This is a genomic window from Streptomyces sp. NBC_01410, assembly GCF_045040195.1.
GTDB lineage: Bacteria > Actinomycetota > Actinomycetes > Streptomycetales > Streptomycetaceae > Streptomyces.
Genome location: NZ_CP109530.1, coordinates 186,145 through 208,203, shown reverse-complemented (window position 1 = coordinate 208,203; position 22,059 = coordinate 186,145). Strand labels below are relative to the sequence as shown.

The following is a 22,059-nucleotide window of genomic DNA, read 5'->3' as shown; positions in this document are numbered from 1 at the left end:
CCTCCAGGAGGAGCCACCCGCGCTCCGCCAGGCGCCGGGCTTTCGACCGCAGCCCCTCGACCTTCGCCGGCGTCGCGTCAAGGCCCAGCTCCACCGCGATCTCCTTGGCCCGAAGCGGTCCGTGACCCCGTGGATCGCTGCCGTTCCAGCACGCCCAGAATGCGCTGATAGTCCGGCGCCAGAACCGTCACCGGCAGCCCTTCCCGCCAGGGCGGCACCGTCGAGCCCGGCACCGGCGCGAGCGACAGCACCGCTTTCTCCTCGGCCTCGGTCCCGGCGGTGGTCTCGGCAGCCGAGGCTGCCAGGGCCTCGACCAGCTCTTCCCGCGCGATCACCCGCCGGTCCAGCTCGATCTCGGCGGCCTCCAACACCTCAGCCAACCGGGCGACTTCCTCCCGTAGCCCTTCCACCCGCACACGGGCCGCTGTCTCCCGCTCCTCCAGCATTCCCAGCACCGACGCCATCGCGCACCCCTCGCTCACGGAGCGGAAACAAGACGCCGGATGTCTCTCTCATTCCGAGCTACACCATGCCTGACCAGCAGAAATCAACGGATCACGTTCGGTTGAGATACGGCTTCTTACATCAACCGAGTGATGTACACCTGATTCGTGATAGTCCCGGGGAGCAGCCAATACTCAACTGTGGTTGCGGGGATTTCCGGTGGGCGGTGGCGTGTCAGTGGGGGTGGTTAGGCTGCCGGTCATGTCTGGTGATCCGGGAGATGGAGATGGTGGTCGCGGCTGGTCGGCGGCGTGGGAACTGTATGAGCGCTTGTTGGGCGCCGACAGGCTCTCCGCTGTCGAGGAAGCTCTTCGACGGTGTGACGTGGGTGGCAGCGAAGCGTTGACGGTTGCTGCGGCGGTGGCGTGGGCTGCGTCGGAGGCTTGGCAGGAGCCGGCCATGGGGCCACTGGTGTCGCGTCTTGGGGCCGACTGTGAGTCGGCGGGCCGCCAGAGGTTGTGGATGGAGGCGGCAACCGCAGCGGTGGCACAAGCGCGCACGGAAGGAAGCGCCGAAGCCGCCGGCATTGGTGATGTGGAGCCTGCTCACGTCGATCCGAGGGTATTGGACGACACGGTTGCCGACATCGAGGGGGCTCTGCGGTCGCGCAAGGTCGCCGATGTCCGCGCGGCCGTTGCGGACGCGCTCCGCTTGTTGTCGCAGGCCGCACCCCGTCTGGCACCGGCGCTGCGAGCGTTGTGCAGCCATCGGAGCCGGGCGGTGGTCGAGGAGGTGCGTGCGGGCGTACGGCGGGAGGTCCGAGGTCTCGCCGTGAGTGACCCCGGCGCCTGCCGTGTGATTCTCCAGGCGTTCAGCGACGGCGAGCCTGAGCTGTGGCGCGAATTGATCAACGCGGCGGCGGAAGCGGGTTATGGATGGGCGGTTGATCGCGTCAGCGACACCGAACCCCTTTACTATCGCTGCTGGCTGCGCGGGGACTCGCCGGGATTCGCCGCGGCCGTGCGGTCGGCGGCGGGGACGGGGACGGGAGAACTGTTCCAGGTGGTGGGTTCGATCTACGCCGGGAGCACGCGCCGCTGGCCACGAGGGCGCAACATCCAGCTAATCGTCGACGGGATCCATCCCTGCATCGCCTCCGCGGAACCCGATGTACGCATCGTGACGATCGCGACTTTGGCCGCATGCGCGGCTGCCGGCGCGAACGTCGAAGCGGCTGTTCCGGCGCTACTGGACGCTCTGACAGACGAGCATCGCAAAAAATCCGGTCTTCCATCGGAGGGCCTTTGGTGGCACGCCACGGCCGGGACGCACGCCGCGCTGGCCTTGGGCCAGGCTGTCGGCGCAGTGGCCGATCCGGCATTCATCGTGGCGGGACTTCAGGAGGCGTTGTCCCAGCGCCGTGGGCAGGCCCGGCAGGCGGCGGCGTTCGGTCTCGGCGTGGTCAGCGCACGGCTCGGCGGCGACTTCACAGCGCTGGAAGCAGTGCTCGGCCGACGCGAGCTGGTCTATGCCGCCGTTGAGGGCGTGATGGACACCTCGTATGGGCAGCTCGCACCTTCCTTGGTGGATTGGTTGGTGGCCAACGACTTCGACCCGGCCTGGTGTTTCGAATCCGAGTCGGCCTTCCATCCCAGATTCGCACCTCACGTTCGGGTGCAAACCCGCGAGGGTCTTGGCATCCTGATCGACCACCTGGCCGGCCGACGCCGGGGGAGCGCTTTGGGCGCGTTGGCAGCCGCAGCCAGCAACGGATCCGACGTAACAGCAGCGGTGCCGGCGATCGCGGGGACCTTGTTGTGCGGTGACTGGCGGGTCTCTCTCGACACGACTCTGGAATGCCTGCGTGACATCGCGAAGGCCGGCAGGTCGGTGGCCTCGGTGGCTCGCTGGCTGCCGGCCTTCCTCGTCCCTGGCCGGCCCGGTGCTCGCGCCGCCGCCGAGGTCGCCCGGCTGGCCGTGGCACAGGGCGCGGACGGACGCTGCCTGGTGGAGGGCCTGACCGCAGTGGCCGCGCATCCCTTCGACACACCCGGCTCCGATGCCGCTTCCTGGGCGTCGCTCGCTGCCAGCCGCGAAGCAGCCGCCGCCCTGGCGGCCCTCGCGTCGCGCGGCACAGACATCGGCAACGATTTTCCTCGAACGGAGCTGACCTCCATATGAGTACCGCAGCACAGGACCGGGCGGATGACCGGCTGAGGGCTGTCATCCGGCCGTTGTGGACTGAACCGGATCCGCAGCCCCGGCGTGCGATCATCACCCGGCTCCACCAGCAGGCACGCGATGTCCACGACGTGCGGGTGGCCCAGCCCGCACTGACAGTGGCCATCCTCGACCCCGACGTCGACGTCCGACGTGCCGCCATGGCCGTCACCGAGGAACGGGCCGCCAGCGGCGCGGACATCCGCCTTGCACTGCCCGCGATGGCACTGGTCGCCGAACACCCCGATACCGAGATCCGCGAGCGGGTATGGGGTGCGCTGATAATGAGCGACAGCCGCCACGACGACGCAATCATCGCTCTGTCAGACCTCGCCCACCGGGTCAGCGTTGGGGATCCTGATCCTGACATCCGTCATGCGGCCAGCAGGATTGCTGCCCGCATTGCCCGCGTCAAGGACCAGCACTCCAGCGTTGCCGCGAACGAGATCTGAGCTTGATTCTCTATCTCCTCGGCTTCGGCCTTCGGTCCGGTCAAAACCCGAGATCCAGCCCTCGTCATTTCACGCGGGCCCCCAACGCACCGCCCTGGACAACTGGTAGCCGTTGTCCTACCGAACTTGATCGTTGAGTTAGCGGCAGGCCCAGGCAGTCCACGGCCCCGTTTCCCTCCCGGGCCCCAGGCGGTGAGGTTTTCCTGGGCCTGTGGACGGCGCCCTGACGGTCATCCGATACCCGCCCGAACCGGCCGCCCTCCGTCCTCGTCTGCAACGACATGCGGCATCTGCCTGCCGAGCTGTGCTGGACCGGTTTCCCGCCTGAGAAACCGCGCCGACAGGTGCGTTGGGGGATCCCCCGTAGCAGGAACAGGCACGGGCCTTGGTGATCACAGAGTTGCGACGCTCCGTGATCACCAAGGTGGCCTGTGCCTGTGCTGCCGTCGGAAGCCGTTGTTGAACCGGATGTGATCGTTGAGTTCCTGCTGGTCAGGCATGGTTTCGGTCGGGGTGAGGGATGGTCTCGACGTTCTGTTTCTGCTTGATCGTCGAGGGGTGCGCGATGGCGTCGATGCTGGGGTTGCTGGAGGCGCGGGAAACGGCTGCCCGTGAGCGGGTGGAGGCCCTGCGGGAGGAAGCGGCCCGTATAGCCGCGGCGCTGGAGGCCGCCGAGATCGAGTGGGACCGGCGGGTGATCGCGCGTGAAGAGCTCGTCGACGCCCTGGCCGCGTCTGCTGAGGAGACCACCGCCGCGGCGGAGGCCGAAGGCGAGGAAGTGCTTTCTCCTGTGCCGGTGTCCGCGTCGGTGCCGGGAGCGGTCGTGCCGCCCTGGAGGGAGGGGCTGTCGGTGTCGGTGCTCTCGCTGGACAACCAGCGGATCCTGAACGTGCTTCAGGACCGGCCGGGCCACGAGCCGGTGCGGGCCAAGGACATCGCGGCGGCCCTCGGGATCGAGGCGTCGGTGGCGGCGAAGGTCGAGGGAGTGCGGTCGAAGGCGAACGCCTGGGCGAGCGCGGATGGTTGCTCCAGGAGGCGTCGGGGGCGTTCAGCGCCGGCCGTCGGCTCGTGGCCGGGCCAGCCGGCGGCTCATCCGCGTGATCATCGAGAACAGGATCATCGCCTCGCTGGTCGCGGTCAGCGTCTCGTAGTCCCGGCACAAACGGCGCGTCCGCACTGACCCGGTGCCCGGCCCGGGTCAGTTCCCCCGCGAGTGCGCGGGTCGACTTCAGCGTCCACCGCAGCGGCGACATCGGATCCCCCCGCACATCCGGCTCGACCGGCGCCAGCAAGGCCCGCCGCAGCCCCGGATCGAGTTCCGCGACCCGTTTGCGACCTCCTCCCGGCCGCCGCACCCGCCCCAGGGGCTCCTCACCGGCCTCCAGCTCGAATACGCCCTTGCGGACCGTCGTCTCGCTGACCGCGGCCGCCCGCGCGACGGCCCGAACACCGCCGTGACCGAGCACCCGGGCCTCGGCAGCCATCATCAGCCGCCGCTGTCGCTCGTCCAGATGCGGGAACAACACCGCGAATTTCACAGTGAGTCGGTCACGAACCTCGTCCGGGATGCGCATACCACATCAACGAGCTCCAGCACGGGAAGCAACACCTTGATTCCCTGCAAGCCCTTAGGCTCTTGAGCCGTGACGCGATAGTTGGAACCGGCGAGACGTGTTGGCCTGGCTGTTCTCGTTATGCGTGACACGGTTGTTGGAACTGATTTGCCAAGATTCTTGGAACCAAGTGGTCACTCGTCATTCTTGTTGGAACCAGTTCCGAAGATGCCGATGCGGTAGCGGAGACGACTGCGCTCCTGGGGACATGGAAGAGAGCGGTGGTCAACGCAACAAGACTCATCCTGCCGGTCCGAGTGCGACCGCTCCGTTGTGCTCACACCTGATCTCCTGGGAGAGCTTGCTCCGCCCTGAGCCCGTTGATGGCGGCAGCCCGGGAACGGGTCGCCGCCGGCCAAGGAGCGGCCGAATGGTCAGCGCATCCTTGCGGCGGGAACTGCTCGGACGTCCTCAGCTCATCACCTCGGGCGCGAAGTAGTCACGCAGTCGAGCGATCTTCCCGTCGCGGATGCGAAAAATCTGTACCAGCGAGACAGCCACGTCATCTCCGTCCCCGTCGAAGACCGTGTCGATCTCGGCGATGAACACGTCGGGATCGGAGGTGGTGTGCAGCACGTATCCGGACTTCTCAAGGCTCGGCGAGCGGTCGTCCTTCACCTGTTGCTCGTAGTACGCCGCCATCGCGCTACGGATCTCCTCGCGCCCCACCAACCTCCTGGGGAAGGTGGCGCCGGCGGGCATGAGCGGCGCCTCGAAGACGCCGTCCGCGGTGAAGTTCTCGGCAAGGGCATCGGCATTCCGGGTCATGGCACCGGCGTAGAGGTAACCCTCGAAGATCTCCTGCGGCGTTCGGGACACTGCGGCCTCCCTGGACGGTGGCCGCGCGATTCCGTGACGGCCTTGAAGAACCAACGTAGAAAAATCGATGCCGGAAAGAATCAAGCCGGAGAGCCAACCCGAGCAGCTCTTAAGGACTAGAGGCCGCCCCAGGAGCATGGCAGTACGCCTCATGCGTGACCTGAGCTTGCCCGACGAGTGCACCAAGGCGACCGCGTCGCGCTTGAACTCGGGCGTGTACCGCTTGCTCGTGTTGCTCTTCTTGCTCACTACCTGGAACTGCTTCCTCCGGGACCGTCCGTCCCAGTATCAGGCTGTCCAGGCCACAGGGGGAACTTCACTTCCATACCTTTCCCGAGACTCAGGACACTACTGCAGCACCACCTTGGCGCCGCGTTCCCCGCTGAATGGTTCGCTTTGCGACGCCGCGTCATACCTGAGAGCCAGACAGGAAGGTGGCTCCGCAGCGTGAGGCTGACCAGCAGGTTCGCTCCGTAACTTCCCCTCCAGATGAACGTCTGGAGGGGAAGTATCGTGAGCGTCCGAACCCGAGTTACCCGGCTACGGCGGAGCGTACTGGCGGCGATGATCACCGCCGCGCTGTGCGGTCCGGTTTGGGCTGCTGCTGAGCCCCGCACTCCCGCACCGGCCCCGGCTGCGCTGCCCGCCCTCTCCGCCGAGAGTCTCGACGCCCGCTACACGGCCAACCGCGGCAACATCGCCGAGGCCGCGGAGATGGCGAAGGCAGCCGGTGATGTTCCGCGGGAGCGCGCGCTGCGTGCCCTGGCCGCTCCCGGCCGGCACTTCCTGTCGTTCGACGGCCGGGGCGAGGGCCGCGCGGTCGAGGTGCTCGGTGACCTGGCCGCCGCCGACCGGATATCGATCCTGGTTCCTGGTTCGGACACCACCCTGGACACGTTTGACGGCCCGTCCTCCAGGATCGGCGGGGCGGCCCGCTCGCTCCAGGAGCAGATCCACCGCCAAGCCCCTGAAGCCAAGGTCGCGGTAGTCGCCTGGCTCGGATATACCCCGCCCAAGACGATCAGTACGGATGTGCTGACGACCACCCGCGCCGAAGATGGAGCACGCGAACTGCGTGGCTTTGTTTCCGCCCTGGAGCAGGCCAACGACGCCGCAGGGGTCTCGCTGATGTGCCACTCCTACGGATCTGTTGTGTGTGGCCGGGCGGCGAGCGGGCTCGAAGTCGCCGACATCGCCGTCTACGGCAGTCCGGGCACTGGCGCGGATTCGCTGGCCCAGTGGGGCACCGCCGCACGGGTCTGGGCCGCCCGAGGCGAGCAGGACTGGATCTCGTACGTGCCCAACGTCAGCGCCACGTTCCTTGGCACAACGGTCGGATTCGGCGCCGACCCCACCTCTGCTGCCTTCGGGGCCCGGGTGTTCGCCAGCGGTGCCGCGGGTCACAGCGACTACCTGGCACCGCACTCCGTGTCATTGAAAAACCTCGCTCGCATCGCGCTCGGAACGGCCCAGGAGGTGAGCGGTGACTGACCTTCTGAGCCGTGCCGCCCCCAGCGGCATCGGCACCACGCGGTCCGCTCGAGGAGTGGCCGATGCCGGAGCTGCTGCGCAGCATGACGGTCATGACCCGGCGTTGGAGACGCTCTGGGCCATCACCGTCGTAGGTGTAGTGGCGGGCAACTGGCTGCTGCACGGTGCCGTTGACGGCAGTCGGGGGCGGCTGGCGGAATTCAGTGAGCTGCAACACCTGGCCTGGCTCACGCCGGTGTCCTGGGTGGTGCCGCCCCTGGCGGTGTTGTTCCTCGTCCAAGGGCATGCCACCGCCAAGAGCTACGCACGGGCCCAGAGCCGAGGTGTCAGTTACCGCGAGTGGCTCGGTCGACGGCTGTCCCGGCTGTTCGGGCCCGTGGCATGGCTGCTCGGGCTCTGGACCCCGGCAGCGATCGTGATGCTGGCCCTCGGCGTCGACATCGGGATGCTCCTGGTGGAGTTGGACATCGCCCTGTCCCCGCTGTGGTTTCTCCCGGTCCTCGCCCTGTTCACCGCGGTGACCCCGATTGCCGCGCGCATCGGGCCGCTGTGGCCGATCGCCGTCGTCCTGCATGTGGACGTGATCCGCCTCGGTGTCGGAGCGCTGGACTGGCTCGGCTGGGTGAATGCGGTGGTCGGCTGGCTGGTGCCCTTCGGCCTGGGTGCGATGTGGGCACGGGACGGGTTCGGTACGCGGCGTGCCGGCTGGCTCCTGCTGACAGGGGGTTCTGCGGCCGCCGCAGGGCTGGTCGTCCGGGCTGGCGGTCCCGTGAGCACCTTCGGTGTGACAGGGTCGACGACCACAGGCCCGAACTTGGCCGCCGTGTCACTGGGGTTGGTGCAATGCGGTCTGGCCCTGCTCCTGTACGAGCCGCTACGCAGGGCCACTTCCAGGCGGACAGTCCGGATGACGGCCCGGGTGGTCGGCCGCGCGGATGCCGCGATCCTGGCGTGGCACCAGACCGCGATGCTCGCGGTCACCAGCAGCCTGCTGGCCCTTGGCCCCCTCCCTGGGCTGCACACCACAGTGGATGGCCCCCGCTGGTTGATCGCCCGCCTGTGCTGGTTCCCAGCCTTCGCTCTTGCCCTGGCCGTATGCCGAGCCGCGTTCTGCCCACCGGCAAGCGCGGACACGACCGCGCAGCTGGACTTTCCACGACCGGTAGGGAACAGACTGATGGATGAACTGGACCATACTGAGCGCATGGACACGGCTGTGAAGGGGACAGTGCGCGGAGCACTGCACACGGTAAGGAAGGATCTGTTCACGCTGGCCCCGCAGCCGATGCCGCCCATGAGCGGGCCGAGTCCGCTGCGGTGGCTGCCGTCTCTCGCAGTCGCCGCGGTGGCGGTTCTTACCGCGTACTGGGGCACAGAGGACATCTCGCCGAGGCCCGTCGGGATGGTCCACGCGGCGCTGCTCGTGCTGGCGCTGCGCTGGCCGGTGCCGGCCTGGTGGCTGTCGCTGGTGATGTTGCCAGTGTTCTGGCTCCATCAGCCTTTCAGCGCGTACGAGGGGTGGGCGTGGGCTGTGCATGCCGGGCTGCTGTTCTTGATCGCGTTGCGCAACCCACTGCGGGTGATGGTCGAGACAGTGCTGCTGAGCACCGTGCTGCTGCTTGGGCTGCAGGTATCGGGTGGCGGGATCGGGCCCTGGCGCTACATCGTGATTGTTCTGGTGATGTTCGCTCTCGCCGTGGCCGCCGCGATCGGGGTGCGCAGGACCCGGGAGGTCCGCACCCGGCTCGCGGAGCAGGAGTCAGCCATCGTGCAGGAGCGGGCACGCCGCACCGTTCTGGAGGAACGCGCTCGCATCGCACGCGAGTTGCATGATGTGGTCGCCCACCACATGTCGGTCATCTCCATCCAGGCCGATGCCGCCCCGTACCGTGTCGCGGATCCGCCCAAGGAACTGGTCACGGCGCTGGCCGACATCCGCGCGGGCGCCCTGGAGGGGCTGGTTGAGCTGCGCCACCTCCTCGGAGTGCTGCGCTCCGAGGACCATCCCGACAGCAACGCTCCCGAGGCTCCGCAGCCCACCCTGGAACGGCTCGACGGCCTGCTCGCCAGCGTGCGTACGGCCGGGCTCGACGTGACAGTGGTGATCTCCGCCGCCCGCCGCCCGCTGCCCGAAGGCGTGGAACTGTCGGCCTTCCGGATCGTGCAGGAGGCGCTCAGCAACACACTGCGCCACGCCCCCGGCGCCACGGCCCACGTCGAGCTCACTTACTCCCAAGACGCTCTTCACCTGCGGATCCTCAACAGCCCCGGACTACAGACCGCCCAGCCCTCACCAGGAGCCGGCCACGGCGTCCTGGGTATGCGCGAACGCGCCGCGATGCTCGGCGGAGAGCTCTCCGCAGGTACAACACCCCACGGCGGCTACGAGGTCACCGCACTGCTGCCGGTGCCTGCCGCCCCGACTACTCGGACAGACAGGGAACAAACCGCATGACGATTCGAGTGGTGATCGCCGACGACCAGGCGATGGTCCGCGAAGCCTTCTCGGTGCTTCTCGACGCCCAGCCCGACATCGAAGTGATCACGACCGCGGTGGACGGCCTGGAAGCCGTCGCCAAGGCCGAAGAACTACGCCCCGACGTGATCGTCATGGACATCCGGATGCCCGGACTGAACGGCATCGACGCCACTCGCCAGATCACCGCGCAGGCCGACCTGCCCACCAAGATCCTGGTCCTGACCACCTTCAACCTCGACGAGTACGTGTACGAAGCGCTGCGTGCCGGCGCCAGCGGATTTCTCCTCAAAGACGCCTCGGGAGTCCAACTGGCCGAAGCCGTACGCACCGTGTCCGCCGGAGAGGCTCTCCTGTCCCCCGAGATCACCAAGCGGCTCATCACGGAGTTCTCCCGCCTGAGCAGCTCTAGCTCGGCGAAGCCACCCGCCCACGTACGGGTCGACGGGCTCACCAACCGCGAAACCGAGGTACTGACGCTCGTCGCCCAAGGGTTTTCCAACGCGGAGATCGCCGGCGAGCTCGTCGTCGCCGAACAGACCATCAAGACCCACATGGGCAGCATCCTGCACAAGCTCCAGCTGCGAGACCGCACCCAGGCAGCCGTCTTCGCCTACGAGACGGGCCTGGTCGCCCGAGGCCGCACCAACCTGTGACCCCACGGCGAGGCTGGGCCTCAGCGGAATCTGAGCCTGTGGCAGCTGATGTCTCATGCACCCCTGCCTGAGAGCCATTCCAAGGAATGGCTCCGTAGCGGGAGGCCGAACCAGGGGCCCGGTTTCTACCTTTATTGAGTGAGTTCGCCCTGGCCGCTTCACATGCGGTTCCCGAGGATGTTGCGGCTCCCAATCAGTCCAGCAGGCGGCCGAGTTCCGCCCACGTACAACCGCAGGAGCGCAGCCATGACCACGCACAGAAGTCCCACCGCACCGACCAGCGGGCTGGTCCGGATCCTGCGTGTCATCGCCGCCGTCCTGGCCTCGTTCCTCGCCTTCCTGGCCGTCGCCATCGTCCTCGGCGCGTGCTTTCCGGCCATCCCAAAGCCGGAGTGATCGGGCCGGTCCTGGGCGGGCAGTATCCCTTCCACCTAGCCCTGCTCGCCGTCGCGGCAGCCGTCCTCGCCGCGCTGGCCCGGCGTGCCGGCCTGGTGCGCTGGGGCCGCACGGTCACCGTCATCACGACGTTGTGCACCCTGGGTGCCCTGGCCATCGGCGGAATCCAGTTCCGTGCTGCGCAGAACGCCGGCGTCGACATCTCCTTGGGCCAGGCGTTCACCGAACTCGCCTATCCGGCAGCGAAGCCGGACGCAACCAAGACGTACGCCAGCCCCGAAGGCAAGCCACTTCAGGTGGACGCGTACCTCCCCAAGAAGACCCCGGGCAAGCAGGTGCCCGCCATCGTGCTCGCCCACGCCGGCGGTTTCCACACCTTCGACAAGAGCGACCTGCGCGGCACCGGCCGCTGGCTGGCCGACCACGGGGTCGCCGTCTTTGCCTCGACTACCGCCTCGCCGGCCCCGACCGGCCCACCTGGAACAAGGCCCCTCAGGACCTCGTCTCTGCCCTGCGCTGGGTGCAGAAGAAAGCCGACGAGTACGGCATCGACAGCTCGCGGATCTCGCTCGGGGGCATGTCGGCGGGCGGCACCCTGGCGATGAACACCGCCTACCGCCTCCACAACGAAACCATCAAGACCACCGACGGCACCCCCCCCAGCCTCTGGCCTCCGTGGTCGGCTTCTACCCCGGCACCGACGTCACGCAGATGTGGAAGGACGATGTGTCCGGAACTTGCGAGGCGGCGGAAATGTTCACCGGCGGTACGCCGCAGCAGTACCCGGACCGCTACCGCGAGGTGTCCCCGACCTCCGACATCCACCCCGGCCTGCCCCGCACCCTGCTGGTGGTCGGGGACCGCGATCGCAGTGCCCGCCCCGAAACCATCACCGACTTCGGCGACGCGCTCAAGAAGAAGGGCGTCGACATCGAGGTCAAGGAACTGCCCTTCGCCGAGCACGCCTTCGACGACGCCTACGGCAGCCTCACGTCCCAGACCAGCCGACAGAACCTGCTCGACTTCCTCACCAAAGACGCACGCTGACCTCGCCGTCCCGCCCAAGCCCGCTGGCCGGCCCGTTCCGACCTGGGGCAGGGCCGACCCGGCCCACGTTCGAGGGGCACGCACAGCCCAAGGACTGTGCGTGCCGCTCCGCTCGCGCCGGGCGGGCGACCACCTGATTCGGGACGCTCCCGGGGCGCGTGTACATCAGAGCCGCGGCCCCGGTCTCCATAATCGTGCGGGCCCACCAGGCGCCGCCGGAACGCATAAAAAGGAGGCCCTTCAGAAGGCGCCTCCCGGCGGCACCGAGCCCGATGACCATGACCTCGGACGAAGCTCTACCTGGCCGATCGCGGCCCGTTTGTAAAGGCGCCCGTATTTCGCTGGTTCTAAACTCGCAGCTCAGTTCGCGTATAGGCCCTAAGCCTGCCGTGCTCCCGGGGGCCTCTAGTCCTTAAGAGCTACTGCTCGGGTTGGCTCTCCGGCGTGATTCTTTCCGGTCTCGATTTTCCTACGTTGGTTCTTCAAGGCCGTCACGGAATCGCGCGGCCACAGAGAGAAAGGTGATGGAAATGTCCGTACACAGTCGTGGAGCCGTTGCCGTCCTGCTTGCCGGCGCTGTTGCCTCAGGCGTGACCACCCTGACCGCTTGCAGTTCTGAGGATTCGGCCGCTGTGTCCTCCTCCTCGTCCTCTCACGCTGCCGCTTCGGAGGATCGAAAGGGGAGCCTCGCGCTTCCTGCCCCGACCGGTGAGTACGCGGTGGGCCGCGACTCGTTGCACCTTGTCGACAAGGGCCGCCGTGACCCCTGGGTGTCGAAGGCGGGCGACAGGGAGCTGATGGTGTCGATGTACTACCCGGCGCAGAAAGGAACCGGCAAGCCCGCCCCGTACATGAGCACCGAGGGGGCCCAAGCCTTCCTGAAGCAAATGAAGTTGGAGGTCCCCGCCAAGGTGCTCAGTGGCACCCGCACCCACACATACGCCGACGCGAAGCCCGAGTCGGGGAAGTTCCCGCTGGTCGTCTTCTCGCCTGGCTTCAAGACGCCGGGCGCCACTCTCACCGGCCTGGCCGAGGACCTGACTAGCCGCGGCTACGTCGTCGCGGTCGTGGACCACGCCTTTGAGGCTGCGGGCGTCGACTTCCCTGGCAAGGGCATCCTGCCGTGCACGGCCTGCGGGAAGGTCGGCCCCACCAGCTTCCAGCCCGCCGCCGAGGGCCGAGCCAAGGACCTCTCCTTCGCGCTGGACCAGCTGATCGGGAGCACGTCGCCCTGGAAGCACGCCGGCATGATTGACAAGGGCCGGGTCGGGATGGCCGGGCACTCCCTGGGCGGCGCTGGCACCGCCGCCACCATGGCCCAGGATCCGCGCGTGCGCGCCGGGGTGAACATGGACGGCCCGTTCATCGACTCCGGCAGCAAGTCCGGCCTCTCCGGGCGGCCCTTCCTGATGCTGGGCACCAAGGCCGACCACAGCCCCGGCGGCGAGGACAAGTGGGACTCGGTGTGGAAGAAGCTCGAGGGCTGGAAGCGCTGGGCCACGGTCGCCGGAGCCGACCACTTCGCCTTCACCGATCTGGCCCCGCTCGCCGGGCAGTTGGGCCATGACGACCCGAAGGGCCTGCCCGGCAAGCGAGCTGCGGAGATCACCCGTGACTACGTGGGCGCCTTCTTCGACGAGCAGCTGCGCGGCAAGAACGAGCCGCTGCTCGACGGCCCGAGCAAGACCAACTCCGAGGTCACTTTCCAGCACTCCTCCGCGCGGGACGCCAAGAACAACTCAGGCACCCCATCCCGACCCTGACCGCGGCTGCGTCACGCGGCGGCGGTGCGGTCTCGGTCGTTCGGATACGCCTGGCCGGTCGTACGCGTGTGGAGGCGGAGCGCAGCCTGTCATGCCGCCGGGGGCGGATGGGACCGCTCGCTGCACTCGGCATCGCCGTTCGGGACCCGAGGCGGGCAAGTCGCCCTACTTCCATCTCCCGTTTAACGGTATATCGCATGGGGGATCTTGCCGCAAGCCCCCCATATCGGGCGAAGATGGCCCTCCGCGTCACGAGGCGCGGCAAGAGTATGGGAGTGAACATGCGGGTGCTGTTGTCCACTATCGGATCGCGCGGAGAGGTCCAGCCGGTGATCGCTCTGGCCGTGCAGCTGAAGGAATTGGGACAGGAGGCCGTGGTGTGCGCACCTCCTGATTTCCAGGAGTGGGCCAAGTCGTTGGGGATCACCTACGTCCCGGTCGGCCCGGAATTGCACGCCACAGCCAAGCGGCCGGCAGGGGCAGTGCTCACACCCGAGCAGCGGCGACAGATGATCGAGGGCACGGTTGCGGATCAGTTCGCGGCGGTGGGTTCGGCCGCCGAGGGATGCGGGATGATCGTGGGAGGCGGTGCTCTGGCGATCGCCGCCCACTCGGTGGCCGAGCAGCGAGGTATCGGCTACGTGTACGCCGCGTTCGCACCGATCACGTTGCCCTCGCCGCACCACGCGCCGCCCGTGTTCGGATTGCTGGGAGAAAAGCCGGCGGACAGCCCCGTCGACAACCAGACCCTGTGGGCCCAGGACGCACAGTGCTGGAATGTCATGTGGAGCGCGGCAATCAACGCACAGCGAGAGGCTGCCGGGCTCGCCCCGGTGAGCGATGTAAGCCGTCATATCTTCACCGACACCCCGTGGCTGGCCGCCGATCCGACCCTGGCACCGTGGCCCGAGCCATCGGAGCTGAACGTGTTCCAGACCGGGGCGTGGACGCTGACGGATCACCGGCCGCTCTCGCCCGAGTTGGAAAGGTTCCTCGACGCCGGCGAGCCACCGATCTACTTCGGATTCGGCAGCGTACGCGCCCCCGAAGGCATCGCCCGGAGGATGATCGCAGCCGCCCGCGCACTCGGCCGCCGCGCGATCCTCGCCCGCGGCTGGGCCGAGCTGTCTCTCGACGAAGCCGCGCCCGACTGCCTGGCGATCGGAGACGTGAACCAGCAAGCGCTGTTCCAGCGGGTCGCCGCAGTCGTGCACCATGGTGGGGCGGGCACGACCACGACGGCCGCCGCAGCCGGGGCGCCCCAGGTGATCGTCCCGCAGATGTTCGATCAGTTCTACTTCGCCCGCCGCGTCGACCAGCTCGGAATCGGCAGCGCCCACGCGGTCAGCGACCCGACGGCCGACTCCCTCACCGCAGCGCTGGGCCGAGCCCTCGCCCCCCAGGTGGTCGAGACCGCACACACTCTGGCAGGGCGGGTGCGCACCGACGGTGCACTGACCGCAGCCCGCCGAATGATCGAGAGGCAGTAGCACCCGCTCGCGCCCGCCTTCTCCGGCCAGCAGCACTCTCGCCTCTATCATCACTGTCCGTATTCAACGGCGGCAAGACGCTTCGTAAACAGACCGCCCATGTAGTGCGGACGGCGCGGGGCCGGGTCGGCGTCGTAGACGACCGCCAGGTGGCCATCCTCTTGCGGCAGGTCTTCTTGTCGGCGTACACACTTACGTGGCTCTGGCAAGATTTTCGTAGCCGGAGATCATCTTCGTGCCGTGGTCGACTGGTCCGCATAACGGGCAGTCTTTGAGCGTGGTCTGTTGAACTGCCGTACCTGTTACCGCACTTGGCGGGCGTGTTGGTTTCCTCGGTCGACGGCTCCGGACCTGAGGTGGTTGTCCGTGCGCGTACGCGGTCGCTTGCTCCCGCACGGTGGACGGGCTGTGGGACACCGAGCGGGTGGTGTCACAGTCGTTACGTCAGACGGTTCGGAGATACGTCGCTTGGCGGCCGCCCCGTGCTGATCGAGCTGAGCGTGCGCCGTCTGTACTGCGAGAACGCCTCTTGCGGGAAGGTGACGTTCGCTGAGCAGGTGCCGGGGCTGACCGCGCGTTACCAGCGGCGCACGCCGCTGCTGCAGCGGGTGGTCGAGGCGGCTGTGACTCGTCACGCCAGTTGTCGTCCTCTATCGCCCCGACCTGGGAGTTCGATGACCGATCGGCACGATATCTGTCGTGAAATTGGCGGGCTTCCTGTCGTCTGGTGGGCATTGGCGGGCAAGTTGTCGTCAATATCGGGGATCGTCCTCGGGGCGTGAGGGGGCCGCTTACCTGAAGGCGTGGAAGGTCTTCAGGATGTCAGCGCTGCAGGTATGACCGGTGGACGGCGTGGTCCTGCGCCTCTGTGGTCGCACGCATGCCGCTGGGAGGACCTGCTCGTCCCGGACCGGCTGCTGGTTGCTCTGGACTTCCGCGGTGAGGTTCGGGAAGTGCTGTCGCAGCCACTGAAGCTGAGGTTCTGCACGAGGAGTCGATGGCGTAAGCACACGCCGGACTTCCTCGTGCTGACCAGGATGGGTACGTGGCTGGTGGATGTCCGGCCCGCTCGGCTCATTGATCCGGAAGCCAGGGAGTCGTTCGCCGCTGCGGCCGAGGTGGCTCTTGCCTGCGGGTGGCGCTACTCGGTGGTGGCGGGATAGACCGCATGTGCCTGGCACTGGGAGCCACCATTTGACGAGCTGTGACGTCAGTTCGTTTTGGTTGGCCTTGCAGTGAGACCGTGAGGTGTGCCTATCCGCTGTCATGACTAACGCGCAGCCGAAAGTGGAATTTTTCGCGAATCGCCGGGAACACTCGGTGACAGCGGTTGGCCGACTTCCCCCACCGGCCGCCGCATCGACCCTCTGTTGTCCGGGCACCGCCCCACCTTTCGGCAACAACCCCGCCGTTGTTGACGGCCGACGCACGAGATGGGCCTGCGGCCAAAAGCCGATCGCGGGCAGTCTCCAGCAGTCCCCGGTTCCGTCACACTGATCCGGCCGGGGGTCACCGAGGTCGAAAGCACCCCGCCATACCTGCGTCGACCATCACGAAGAAACTGCCCAGGTGTCATATGGTAATTTTTGGACGGTGATGAAATCCTCGCCTGTTGAGGACGTATTCGCAGAAGAGTTGCTACTTGAGGCATGCGGCGGTCCGGACGCACTCCATGTGCGCGACCACGCTCGCTACGTCTTCAAAGCGGTGCACGAGGGGGCGGCGCTCGCTCCCGATGACGCCGAGAACCTGACCGACGTGCTCGGTGACCCGCAGGCCTTCGTCAATGAGCCAACCGAACCCGCCGATCTGCGTGAGAAAAATCGCCTCCACATCACTATGGCGCTTCTGATCCACGCGTGTCGCACCGGCGACCCAGGCCTCGTTCGACGGCTCCGGCAGGTATCCCGCTCCGAGATCTACCGCATTGACCCTCGGCTCCCCATCCCAGCGCCGTGCCTGCTTGCGCTCTTCGCTGATCTCGGACAAGAAGAACTACCCATACGCCACGCCGCCATGAGCCTGGTCCGGAACATCCACCTGCAATCCGATGTGACGCCGATCCTCGACATCATCATCAGCGAGCTGGGCTCCCCAGAGCGCCGTCGCGGATTGGTCCGTGAAGGCCCCGCCGTGGAAGCCGGCTTGGCGCTGGTTGCTTACAGCCTCAGCCTCAACTCCGAGAAACCCGACGGTTTGTGCGAGCGGGTCGCGGCGGCGATCAATCCGTCTGCGCCGGCACAAAGCGCGCTGCGCACGCTGGCCGCGCTATACGCGGTTGCTGAACAGTTCGACCGGGTGACCAGCCTCGTCGGCCAAGCAAGCACCCGGGCCGAGGTCATAGGTGGGCTCTATGACGCCATCGGCGCGATTGCCTGGAACCTGGAGCATGCGAGGCCCGTGCCCAACGCTCGGTACCCCTTCGACGAGGCAGTCACTCTCGCCGAGGGCCTGGCAACCGCCGCCCGCGACCTCAAGGAAGGCCGCCGCACCTGGCACCCCGAACTCCTTCTCTTCCCTTCCTGGGGCGAATTGCAGGACTACGCCGAACACGACCCCGCCGGAGGTGACCTGAAGCCGTTCGTCGACCTCATCGACCAGCACGGCCCGGATGCCATCCTCGCCGCCGTCGACCAACTCACTCCGATGCACATGCCGACATCACTGTCTCCACCGCCCACCGCGCCAAAGGCCGTGAATGGGGGACCGTCAGAATCGCCGATGACTTCCTTCCGCCCAAGGACACCGATCGGCAGGACGCGAACGGCCCCCCGATTCCCGGCCCGATCGACGACAGCGAGGCTCGCCTCGCCTACGTCGCCGTCACCCGTACCCGCGGCCGCCTCGCCCTCGGCGGCCTGTCCTGGATTCACAACCATCCCGAGAGGCGCATCCCTACCGACCCTCAGCCAGCAGCGCATGATTCGTCCTAGGATCTGACCGGATTCGTCATCGTCCGAGCTGACAGTCCAACGTTCGCACGGCCGTCTGTTGCTCCGCCTGTTCAGCCGCGGCCTGCTTGATCTGCAGTCGACCGCGGTGGGGGCTGGCGGCAGCCGCGGGAAGCCATGCCGCGCGGCAAATGAAGTGTGGATGAGTCATACACGCCGCAGCAGGACGTATCCGAGTGTTTCAGCGACGGTTGTGTACCCGTTCGTGCGGAGACCGGTGAGCTCTCTGAGCTGCTCGCCAGGGCTGATAGGCCATCCCTGGGGTGTGGCTGCGTCCACAACGATCCATTCAGGATGTCCTTGGTTGGGCGATCCAAAGACTGTAACCGTACAGCGATTGGTGAGCTGAGGGACAATTCGGTTTGAAGCGGCGACAGTTGCCCCATCGGGGATACGGACGAGGAGATGCCGGACGGCAGTGATCCGCGGTCCTGCCTGCCAGGTATTCTTCTCCGCGAGCTGGCCAATCGGGAAGAGTGGCAACGTCAAGGCCGTGAACACCGAACTGAATATCAATGCTCCGCGACGAGGCATTACGCTGGCTAGGGACTTATCTGACCGGAGGGTCGCAGCGAGGGCATCTATGAATGCGGCGAAGACGATGGGCATCAGTACCGCACTGTAGTGAAATCGAATATCCCAATAAGCTTCATTGCTGGACGTGAAGCGCCATGCGAGCGTGGGCACAGTCAGCAGAATCAAAGGTGATCGCAGCGCGAGAAAAGCTGTGGGTGCCAGCAGCATCAACACAGTTCCCAGCTTCTTGGCCAGGCCGATCGCATGGTCAAGCAGGAGGTCTGCCGGCGGTCCCCCGGAGCCGGAACTCTTGTCCCAGTAGGCGAAGCCACCACTTGGGTTATAGGCCGGAATGAGGACCAAAACCTCGAGCACCGTCCCGGCCAGGCCAGCAGCCACGGCCAGAAACCCCAACTTGCGACGACCGCGATAGGCGACGTAGCCGCCGAAGGCCGCCACGGTCAGACCGAGATCTTCCTTGACCAGCAGCAACGGAAGCACCCAGGCGACCGCGGCACGCCAACGCTCCTGGCCCAAGGCCTCGAGCGAGAAGGCCAGCAGGGGAACGGCGAAGCACACCTCGTGGAAGTCGAAGCCGACGGTCTGAGCGATTCCCCAGGACGCACCGTAGCCAACCCCCACCACCAGCGCTCCAGCAGCGCCGAGCGTGCGATGCGCCCAGCGGGTCAACGGGACTGCAGCTACAGCGAGCAGTGTCGCCTGCGCGATGAGCAGCGTGACTGGTGATGGCCATGTTCGATAGAACGGCGCGATCGTGGCGGTGATCGGTGAAAAATGATCACCCAGCAAAGGGAAAGCTGGGCCCTTGAGTTCCGCGATGGGAAGGCGGCCATGTGCATAGGACCGCACCGCTTGCTCGAATATTCCGAGGTCGTATCCCGTCGTCAGTATAAGTTGATGCCGGCGAACCGAGAGCGTGGCATATATGACGAAGAATGTCGCCGCCAGTCCCCAACCCCAGCTGGCGCTCCGCGATCGAGATGCTCTCCCGGTCAGCTGTTCCACGGCCTCACGAGAAGCGGTTCTCCGACGAGTCTTCAGCGCTTGGGGAAACATCGGTGCCGAGAACCTTCCGATAGTCATCATGTTGGGGAGACGCTGCTCTCAGGGATCGGAGAACGGCCAGGGGTGCCTCTTACCTCTGGGCGCAGGCCATGAATGGCCACGACGGTGGCTTCGCCCGCTCGGGGCGGAAGGTTGTCGGCGAGTGCTTGAGGGTGAGCAGGTACGACCTGGCCCCGGCGACATGAACTCGTGGCCGCATTCCACCGCCTGGCTGCTCTGACTCGCCGTCCCCGCTCACCCTCGACTAAAGGACCTTGGAGAACCCGACCCCGTGTCGGGCCCTCACCATGTCCACCGGCAGACACGGCCTCAAGCAACCCCGCTCATCCACCCAGCAGCCCCAACTGAAACGGCGAGGTTAGGGTCCGTCCGACGACCCCCATGCCGTCGCAGCAGCCTCCCGGCGGAGTTGGGACGACCTCACGCCGCACCAGCCCAGCGATCACCTCGGTTGAGAGTCGCGCGAACTCAGCGTTTTTGTACGACTTCCGGTTCGTGGCGGCGCAGGAACCGGATGGTGAGCAGCGTGCAGACGATCGCCGCGCCGAGGAGCGCTCCTGTGTCGGTCAGCCACTGGCCGAAGGTGTGACGCCACAGAGGGTCTCTGGCGGAGGGAATCGTCTTGTCCTGGGGGCCGAGCAGCTGCCCGAGATCGAGTGTTGCGCCTTCCGCTGCGACGGCCCACCGTGATGGCATCAGCCTGGCCACGTGTTCAACACCGGGATTGTCGAAGAGTTTGAAGACGATGCCTGAGAACATGTACTGGGCAACAGAAAAGACAACCAGCAGAGGCATAGTTTTCTCGGCGGTCTTCACCAGTGCGGAGAATGACCAGACCGCACATCATGGAGGTGAACCCGAGCAGGGTGATGACGAATGTCATCTCCAAGACCGGGGTGCTTTTCACGACTACGCCTTCTGACGGCAGTTCGCGCGGTGCAAAGCTGAGCGCGCAGAGGACGATCCCCTGCAAGCCCGTGATCAGTCCCAGCACCGTGATCTTCGACATCAGGTAGGCGGATCTGGACACGCCCGCCGCCCGTTCCCTCTCGTAGATCACCCGTTCCTTGACCAGCTCCCGGAGAGAGTTCGCGGTGCCGATGAAGGACATGCTGATGACCAGGGATAAGAGGACGGTGCCGGCCTCGACGTTCGCCTTGCCGTCGGGTGCTTTTCGAAGGCCGAAGTCAGCAGGTATCACGGTGTTGGCCAGGCCCAGGACGACCGGCAGGAGGGCCATCAGGCCGACGAACCCCTTGTCGGAGGCCACGACCGCCAGGTACCGGCGGACGAGCGTGAAGAGCTGAGCTGTCCAGCGAGGTGGCTTCGGCGGATGAACGTCCTCGTGTGCCGCATGCCCCGCCCTCGTGCCCGTCTGCTGCGGGGTGACCAAGGAGGCCAGGTGCTGCCTCGACTCGCGCCACCGTCCGGACCAGTCGGACTCGTGTTCCTTCTCGAAGGCGGAGAAGACGTCGGCCCACTGCTCGTACCCGAAGAATTCCAGTGCCATCTCCGGCGGACCGTAGTACGCCACGGATCCGCGCGGGGCCAGGACCAGCACCTTGTCGCACAACTCCAACTCCCGGACCGAGTGGGTCACCACGATGATGGTCCTGCCGTCGTCAGCGAGTCGTCGCAGCAGTTGCATGACGTCGCGGTCCATGCCGGGGTCCAGGCCGGAGGTCGGCTCGTCCAGGAACATGAGCGAGGGTCTGGTCAGCAGTTCCATGGCGACAGAGACGCGCTTTTGCTGCCCGCCGGAGAGCGCGGCGATGCGTTTGCCGGCGTGGGGGTCGAGTTTGAGCTCACTCAGCACCTCCTCGACGCGACGGTCGCGCTCCGCAGCGTCGGTGTCGCGGGCGAAGCGCAGTCTGGCGGCGTACCGGAGCGCGGTCCGTACAGTGAGCTGCAGATGGAGAATGTCGTGCTGCGGGACGATGCCGATGCACTGACGCAGTTCAGCGAACCGCTCGTGGAGGTTCTGGTTCTCGTAGAGCACCTCGCCTCTGACGTCCCGCTGGTGACCGGTCAGGGCGCGCAGCAAGGTGGACTTCCCAGAACCGGACGGTCCGATCACCGCGATCAGAGCCTTCGGCGGCACCGCGAAGCTCACCTTGTTCAGCAACGTAGTTCTGCTCTTGCCGCACTTGACCTTGACGGTCAGCCGACGGGCGATCAGCGTGGCGTCGCGGACGGCCTGTCCATGGGAGCGGGGGGCGGTGGGTTGACTGTCCCGGTGTGCCTGTGGTGGCGCGACGCTGCCCTTCATGTGACCGTTCTGCTGGTGCGTCGGCGCACTGAAGCGAAGCTGCGGACCATCGGATTCACTGCCGAGGCTGGATACAGCACCGTGGGTGATGTCTGCCAGAGGCATGCACCGACCGTTGGTGTATGTGCCGTTGGTGCTGTCCAGATCCTGCAGGACCCAGCTCTTTCCGTTCCAGTAGATTCGTGCGTGCCGCCACGAAACGACGGGCTCCTGGAATTCCATGTCCGACTGAGGATCACGGCCCAGCACGTACGTTCTGGCAGGATCGAGTCTCCTGGCGGTCCCGTTGAATTCCATCGAGAGCTCTATTCCATGCTCCACGATTGTTGTCTCCTGACAGTCTTGTACTCCTGCTGAGCACGTCGGCGAC

The 22,059-nt window shown here is 66.6% G+C and carries 15 protein-coding genes and 4 pseudogenes; 14 read left to right on the top strand and 5 right to left on the bottom strand.

All coding sequences use genetic code 11. From position 1 onward, the window contains the following. Nucleotides 1-77: 77 nt before the first annotated feature. Nucleotides 78-464, bottom strand: coding sequence for a hypothetical protein (locus OG741_RS00870; protein WP_405594064.1), 387 nt, complete (start codon nt 462-464; stop codon nt 78-80). Between the two features lie 241 nt (nt 465-705). Between OG741_RS00870 and OG741_RS00865 the strand changes: the two genes are divergently transcribed. The 3 genes from OG741_RS00865 to OG741_RS00855 all read left to right on the top strand — a co-directional run bounded on the left by OG741_RS00865 (nt 706) and on the right by OG741_RS00855 (nt 4,296). Then, entirely contained in the window at nt 706-2,625 is a 1,920-nt protein-coding gene (locus OG741_RS00865) for a hypothetical protein (RefSeq protein ID WP_405594062.1), read from the top strand. Continuing rightward, nucleotides 2,622-3,116, top strand: coding sequence for a hypothetical protein (locus OG741_RS00860; protein ID WP_405594061.1), 495 nt, complete (start codon nt 2,622-2,624; stop codon nt 3,114-3,116). Before OG741_RS00865 ends, OG741_RS00860 begins: the two co-directional genes overlap by 4 nt. Nucleotides 3,117-3,636: 520 nt before the next feature. Further along, nucleotides 3,637-4,296, top strand: a complete 660-nt coding sequence (locus OG741_RS00855; protein WP_405605998.1) for a hypothetical protein — start codon at nt 3,637-3,639, stop codon at nt 4,294-4,296. Here OG741_RS00855 and OG741_RS00850 read toward each other — a convergent pair. Both OG741_RS00850 and OG741_RS00845 read right to left on the bottom strand, forming a co-directional pair. Next, a pseudogene (locus OG741_RS00850) lies at nt 4,286-4,690 on the bottom strand (ISAzo13-like element transposase-related protein); the annotation flags it as partial. The gene OG741_RS00855 and the pseudogene OG741_RS00850 sit on opposite strands and share 11 nt — an antisense overlap. A 450-nt stretch (nt 4,691-5,140) precedes the next feature. Beyond that, a complete protein-coding gene (locus OG741_RS00845; RefSeq protein WP_267003010.1) occupies nt 5,141-5,548 on the bottom strand; it encodes a nuclear transport factor 2 family protein in 408 nt (135 codons plus the stop codon). 513 nt (nt 5,549-6,061) lie between these two features. Between OG741_RS00845 and OG741_RS00840 the strand changes: the two genes are divergently transcribed. The 11 genes and pseudogenes from OG741_RS00840 to OG741_RS00790 form a co-directional block, all read left to right on the top strand. After that, the gene (locus OG741_RS00840) at nt 6,062-7,039 is read left to right on the top strand and encodes an alpha/beta hydrolase (RefSeq protein WP_405594058.1); all 978 of its coding nucleotides are present in this window, start codon (nt 6,062-6,064) and stop codon (nt 7,037-7,039) included. Continuing rightward, nucleotides 7,032-9,494, top strand: coding sequence for a histidine kinase (locus OG741_RS00835; protein ID WP_405594056.1), 2,463 nt, complete (start codon nt 7,032-7,034; stop codon nt 9,492-9,494). The genes OG741_RS00840 and OG741_RS00835 overlap by 8 nt, the downstream gene beginning before the upstream one ends. Beyond that, entirely contained in the window at nt 9,491-10,171 is a 681-nt protein-coding gene (locus tag OG741_RS00830) for a response regulator (protein ID WP_405594054.1), read from the top strand. The genes OG741_RS00835 and OG741_RS00830 overlap by 4 nt, the downstream gene beginning before the upstream one ends. Nucleotides 10,172-10,417: 246 nt before the next feature. Further along, nucleotides 10,418-10,567 (top strand): hypothetical protein, encoded by a 150-nt coding sequence (locus OG741_RS00825; RefSeq protein ID WP_405594052.1) that lies wholly within the window; start codon nt 10,418-10,420, stop codon nt 10,565-10,567. A 133-nt stretch (nt 10,568-10,700) separates the two neighbouring features. Continuing rightward, a pseudogene (locus tag OG741_RS00820) lies at nt 10,701-11,150 on the top strand (alpha/beta hydrolase); the annotation flags it as partial. Nucleotides 11,151-11,242: 92 nt separating this feature from the next. Next, the gene (locus OG741_RS00815) at nt 11,243-11,614 is read left to right on the top strand and encodes an alpha/beta hydrolase (protein WP_405594050.1); all 372 of its coding nucleotides are present in this window, start codon (nt 11,243-11,245) and stop codon (nt 11,612-11,614) included. Between the two features lie 524 nt (nt 11,615-12,138). After that, nucleotides 12,139-13,377: an alpha/beta hydrolase family protein gene (locus OG741_RS00810; protein WP_405594049.1), complete on the top strand. Its 1,239-nt coding sequence runs from the start codon at nt 12,139-12,141 to the stop codon at nt 13,375-13,377. Between the two features lie 281 nt (nt 13,378-13,658). Continuing rightward, on the top strand, nt 13,659-14,867 hold the full coding sequence (locus tag OG741_RS00805) for a glycosyltransferase (RefSeq protein WP_405594046.1): 1,209 nt from the start codon (nt 13,659-13,661) through the stop codon (nt 14,865-14,867). Nucleotides 14,868-15,349: 482 nt separating this feature from the next. Then, a complete protein-coding gene (locus tag OG741_RS00800) occupies nt 15,350-15,649 on the top strand; it encodes a hypothetical protein (RefSeq protein ID WP_405594044.1) in 300 nt (99 codons plus the stop codon). A gap of 54 nt (nt 15,650-15,703) precedes the next feature. Next, nucleotides 15,704-16,030: a TnsA endonuclease N-terminal domain-containing protein gene (locus OG741_RS00795; RefSeq protein WP_405594042.1), complete on the top strand. Its 327-nt coding sequence runs from the start codon at nt 15,704-15,706 to the stop codon at nt 16,028-16,030. Nucleotides 16,031-17,318: 1,288 nt separating this feature from the next. Beyond that, nucleotides 17,319-17,800 (top strand): annotated as a pseudogene (locus OG741_RS00790) (3'-5' exonuclease); the annotation flags it as partial. 165 nt (nt 17,801-17,965) lie between these two features. Here the strand turns inward: OG741_RS00790 and OG741_RS00785 are convergent. Beyond that, nucleotides 17,966-19,360, bottom strand: coding sequence for a DUF2079 domain-containing protein (locus tag OG741_RS00785; RefSeq protein ID WP_405594040.1), 1,395 nt, complete (start codon nt 19,358-19,360; stop codon nt 17,966-17,968). A gap of 528 nt (nt 19,361-19,888) precedes the next feature. Then, nucleotides 19,889-21,986: pseudogene (locus OG741_RS00780) on the bottom strand (ATP-binding cassette domain-containing protein). Nucleotides 21,987-22,059 lie beyond the last annotated feature (73 nt).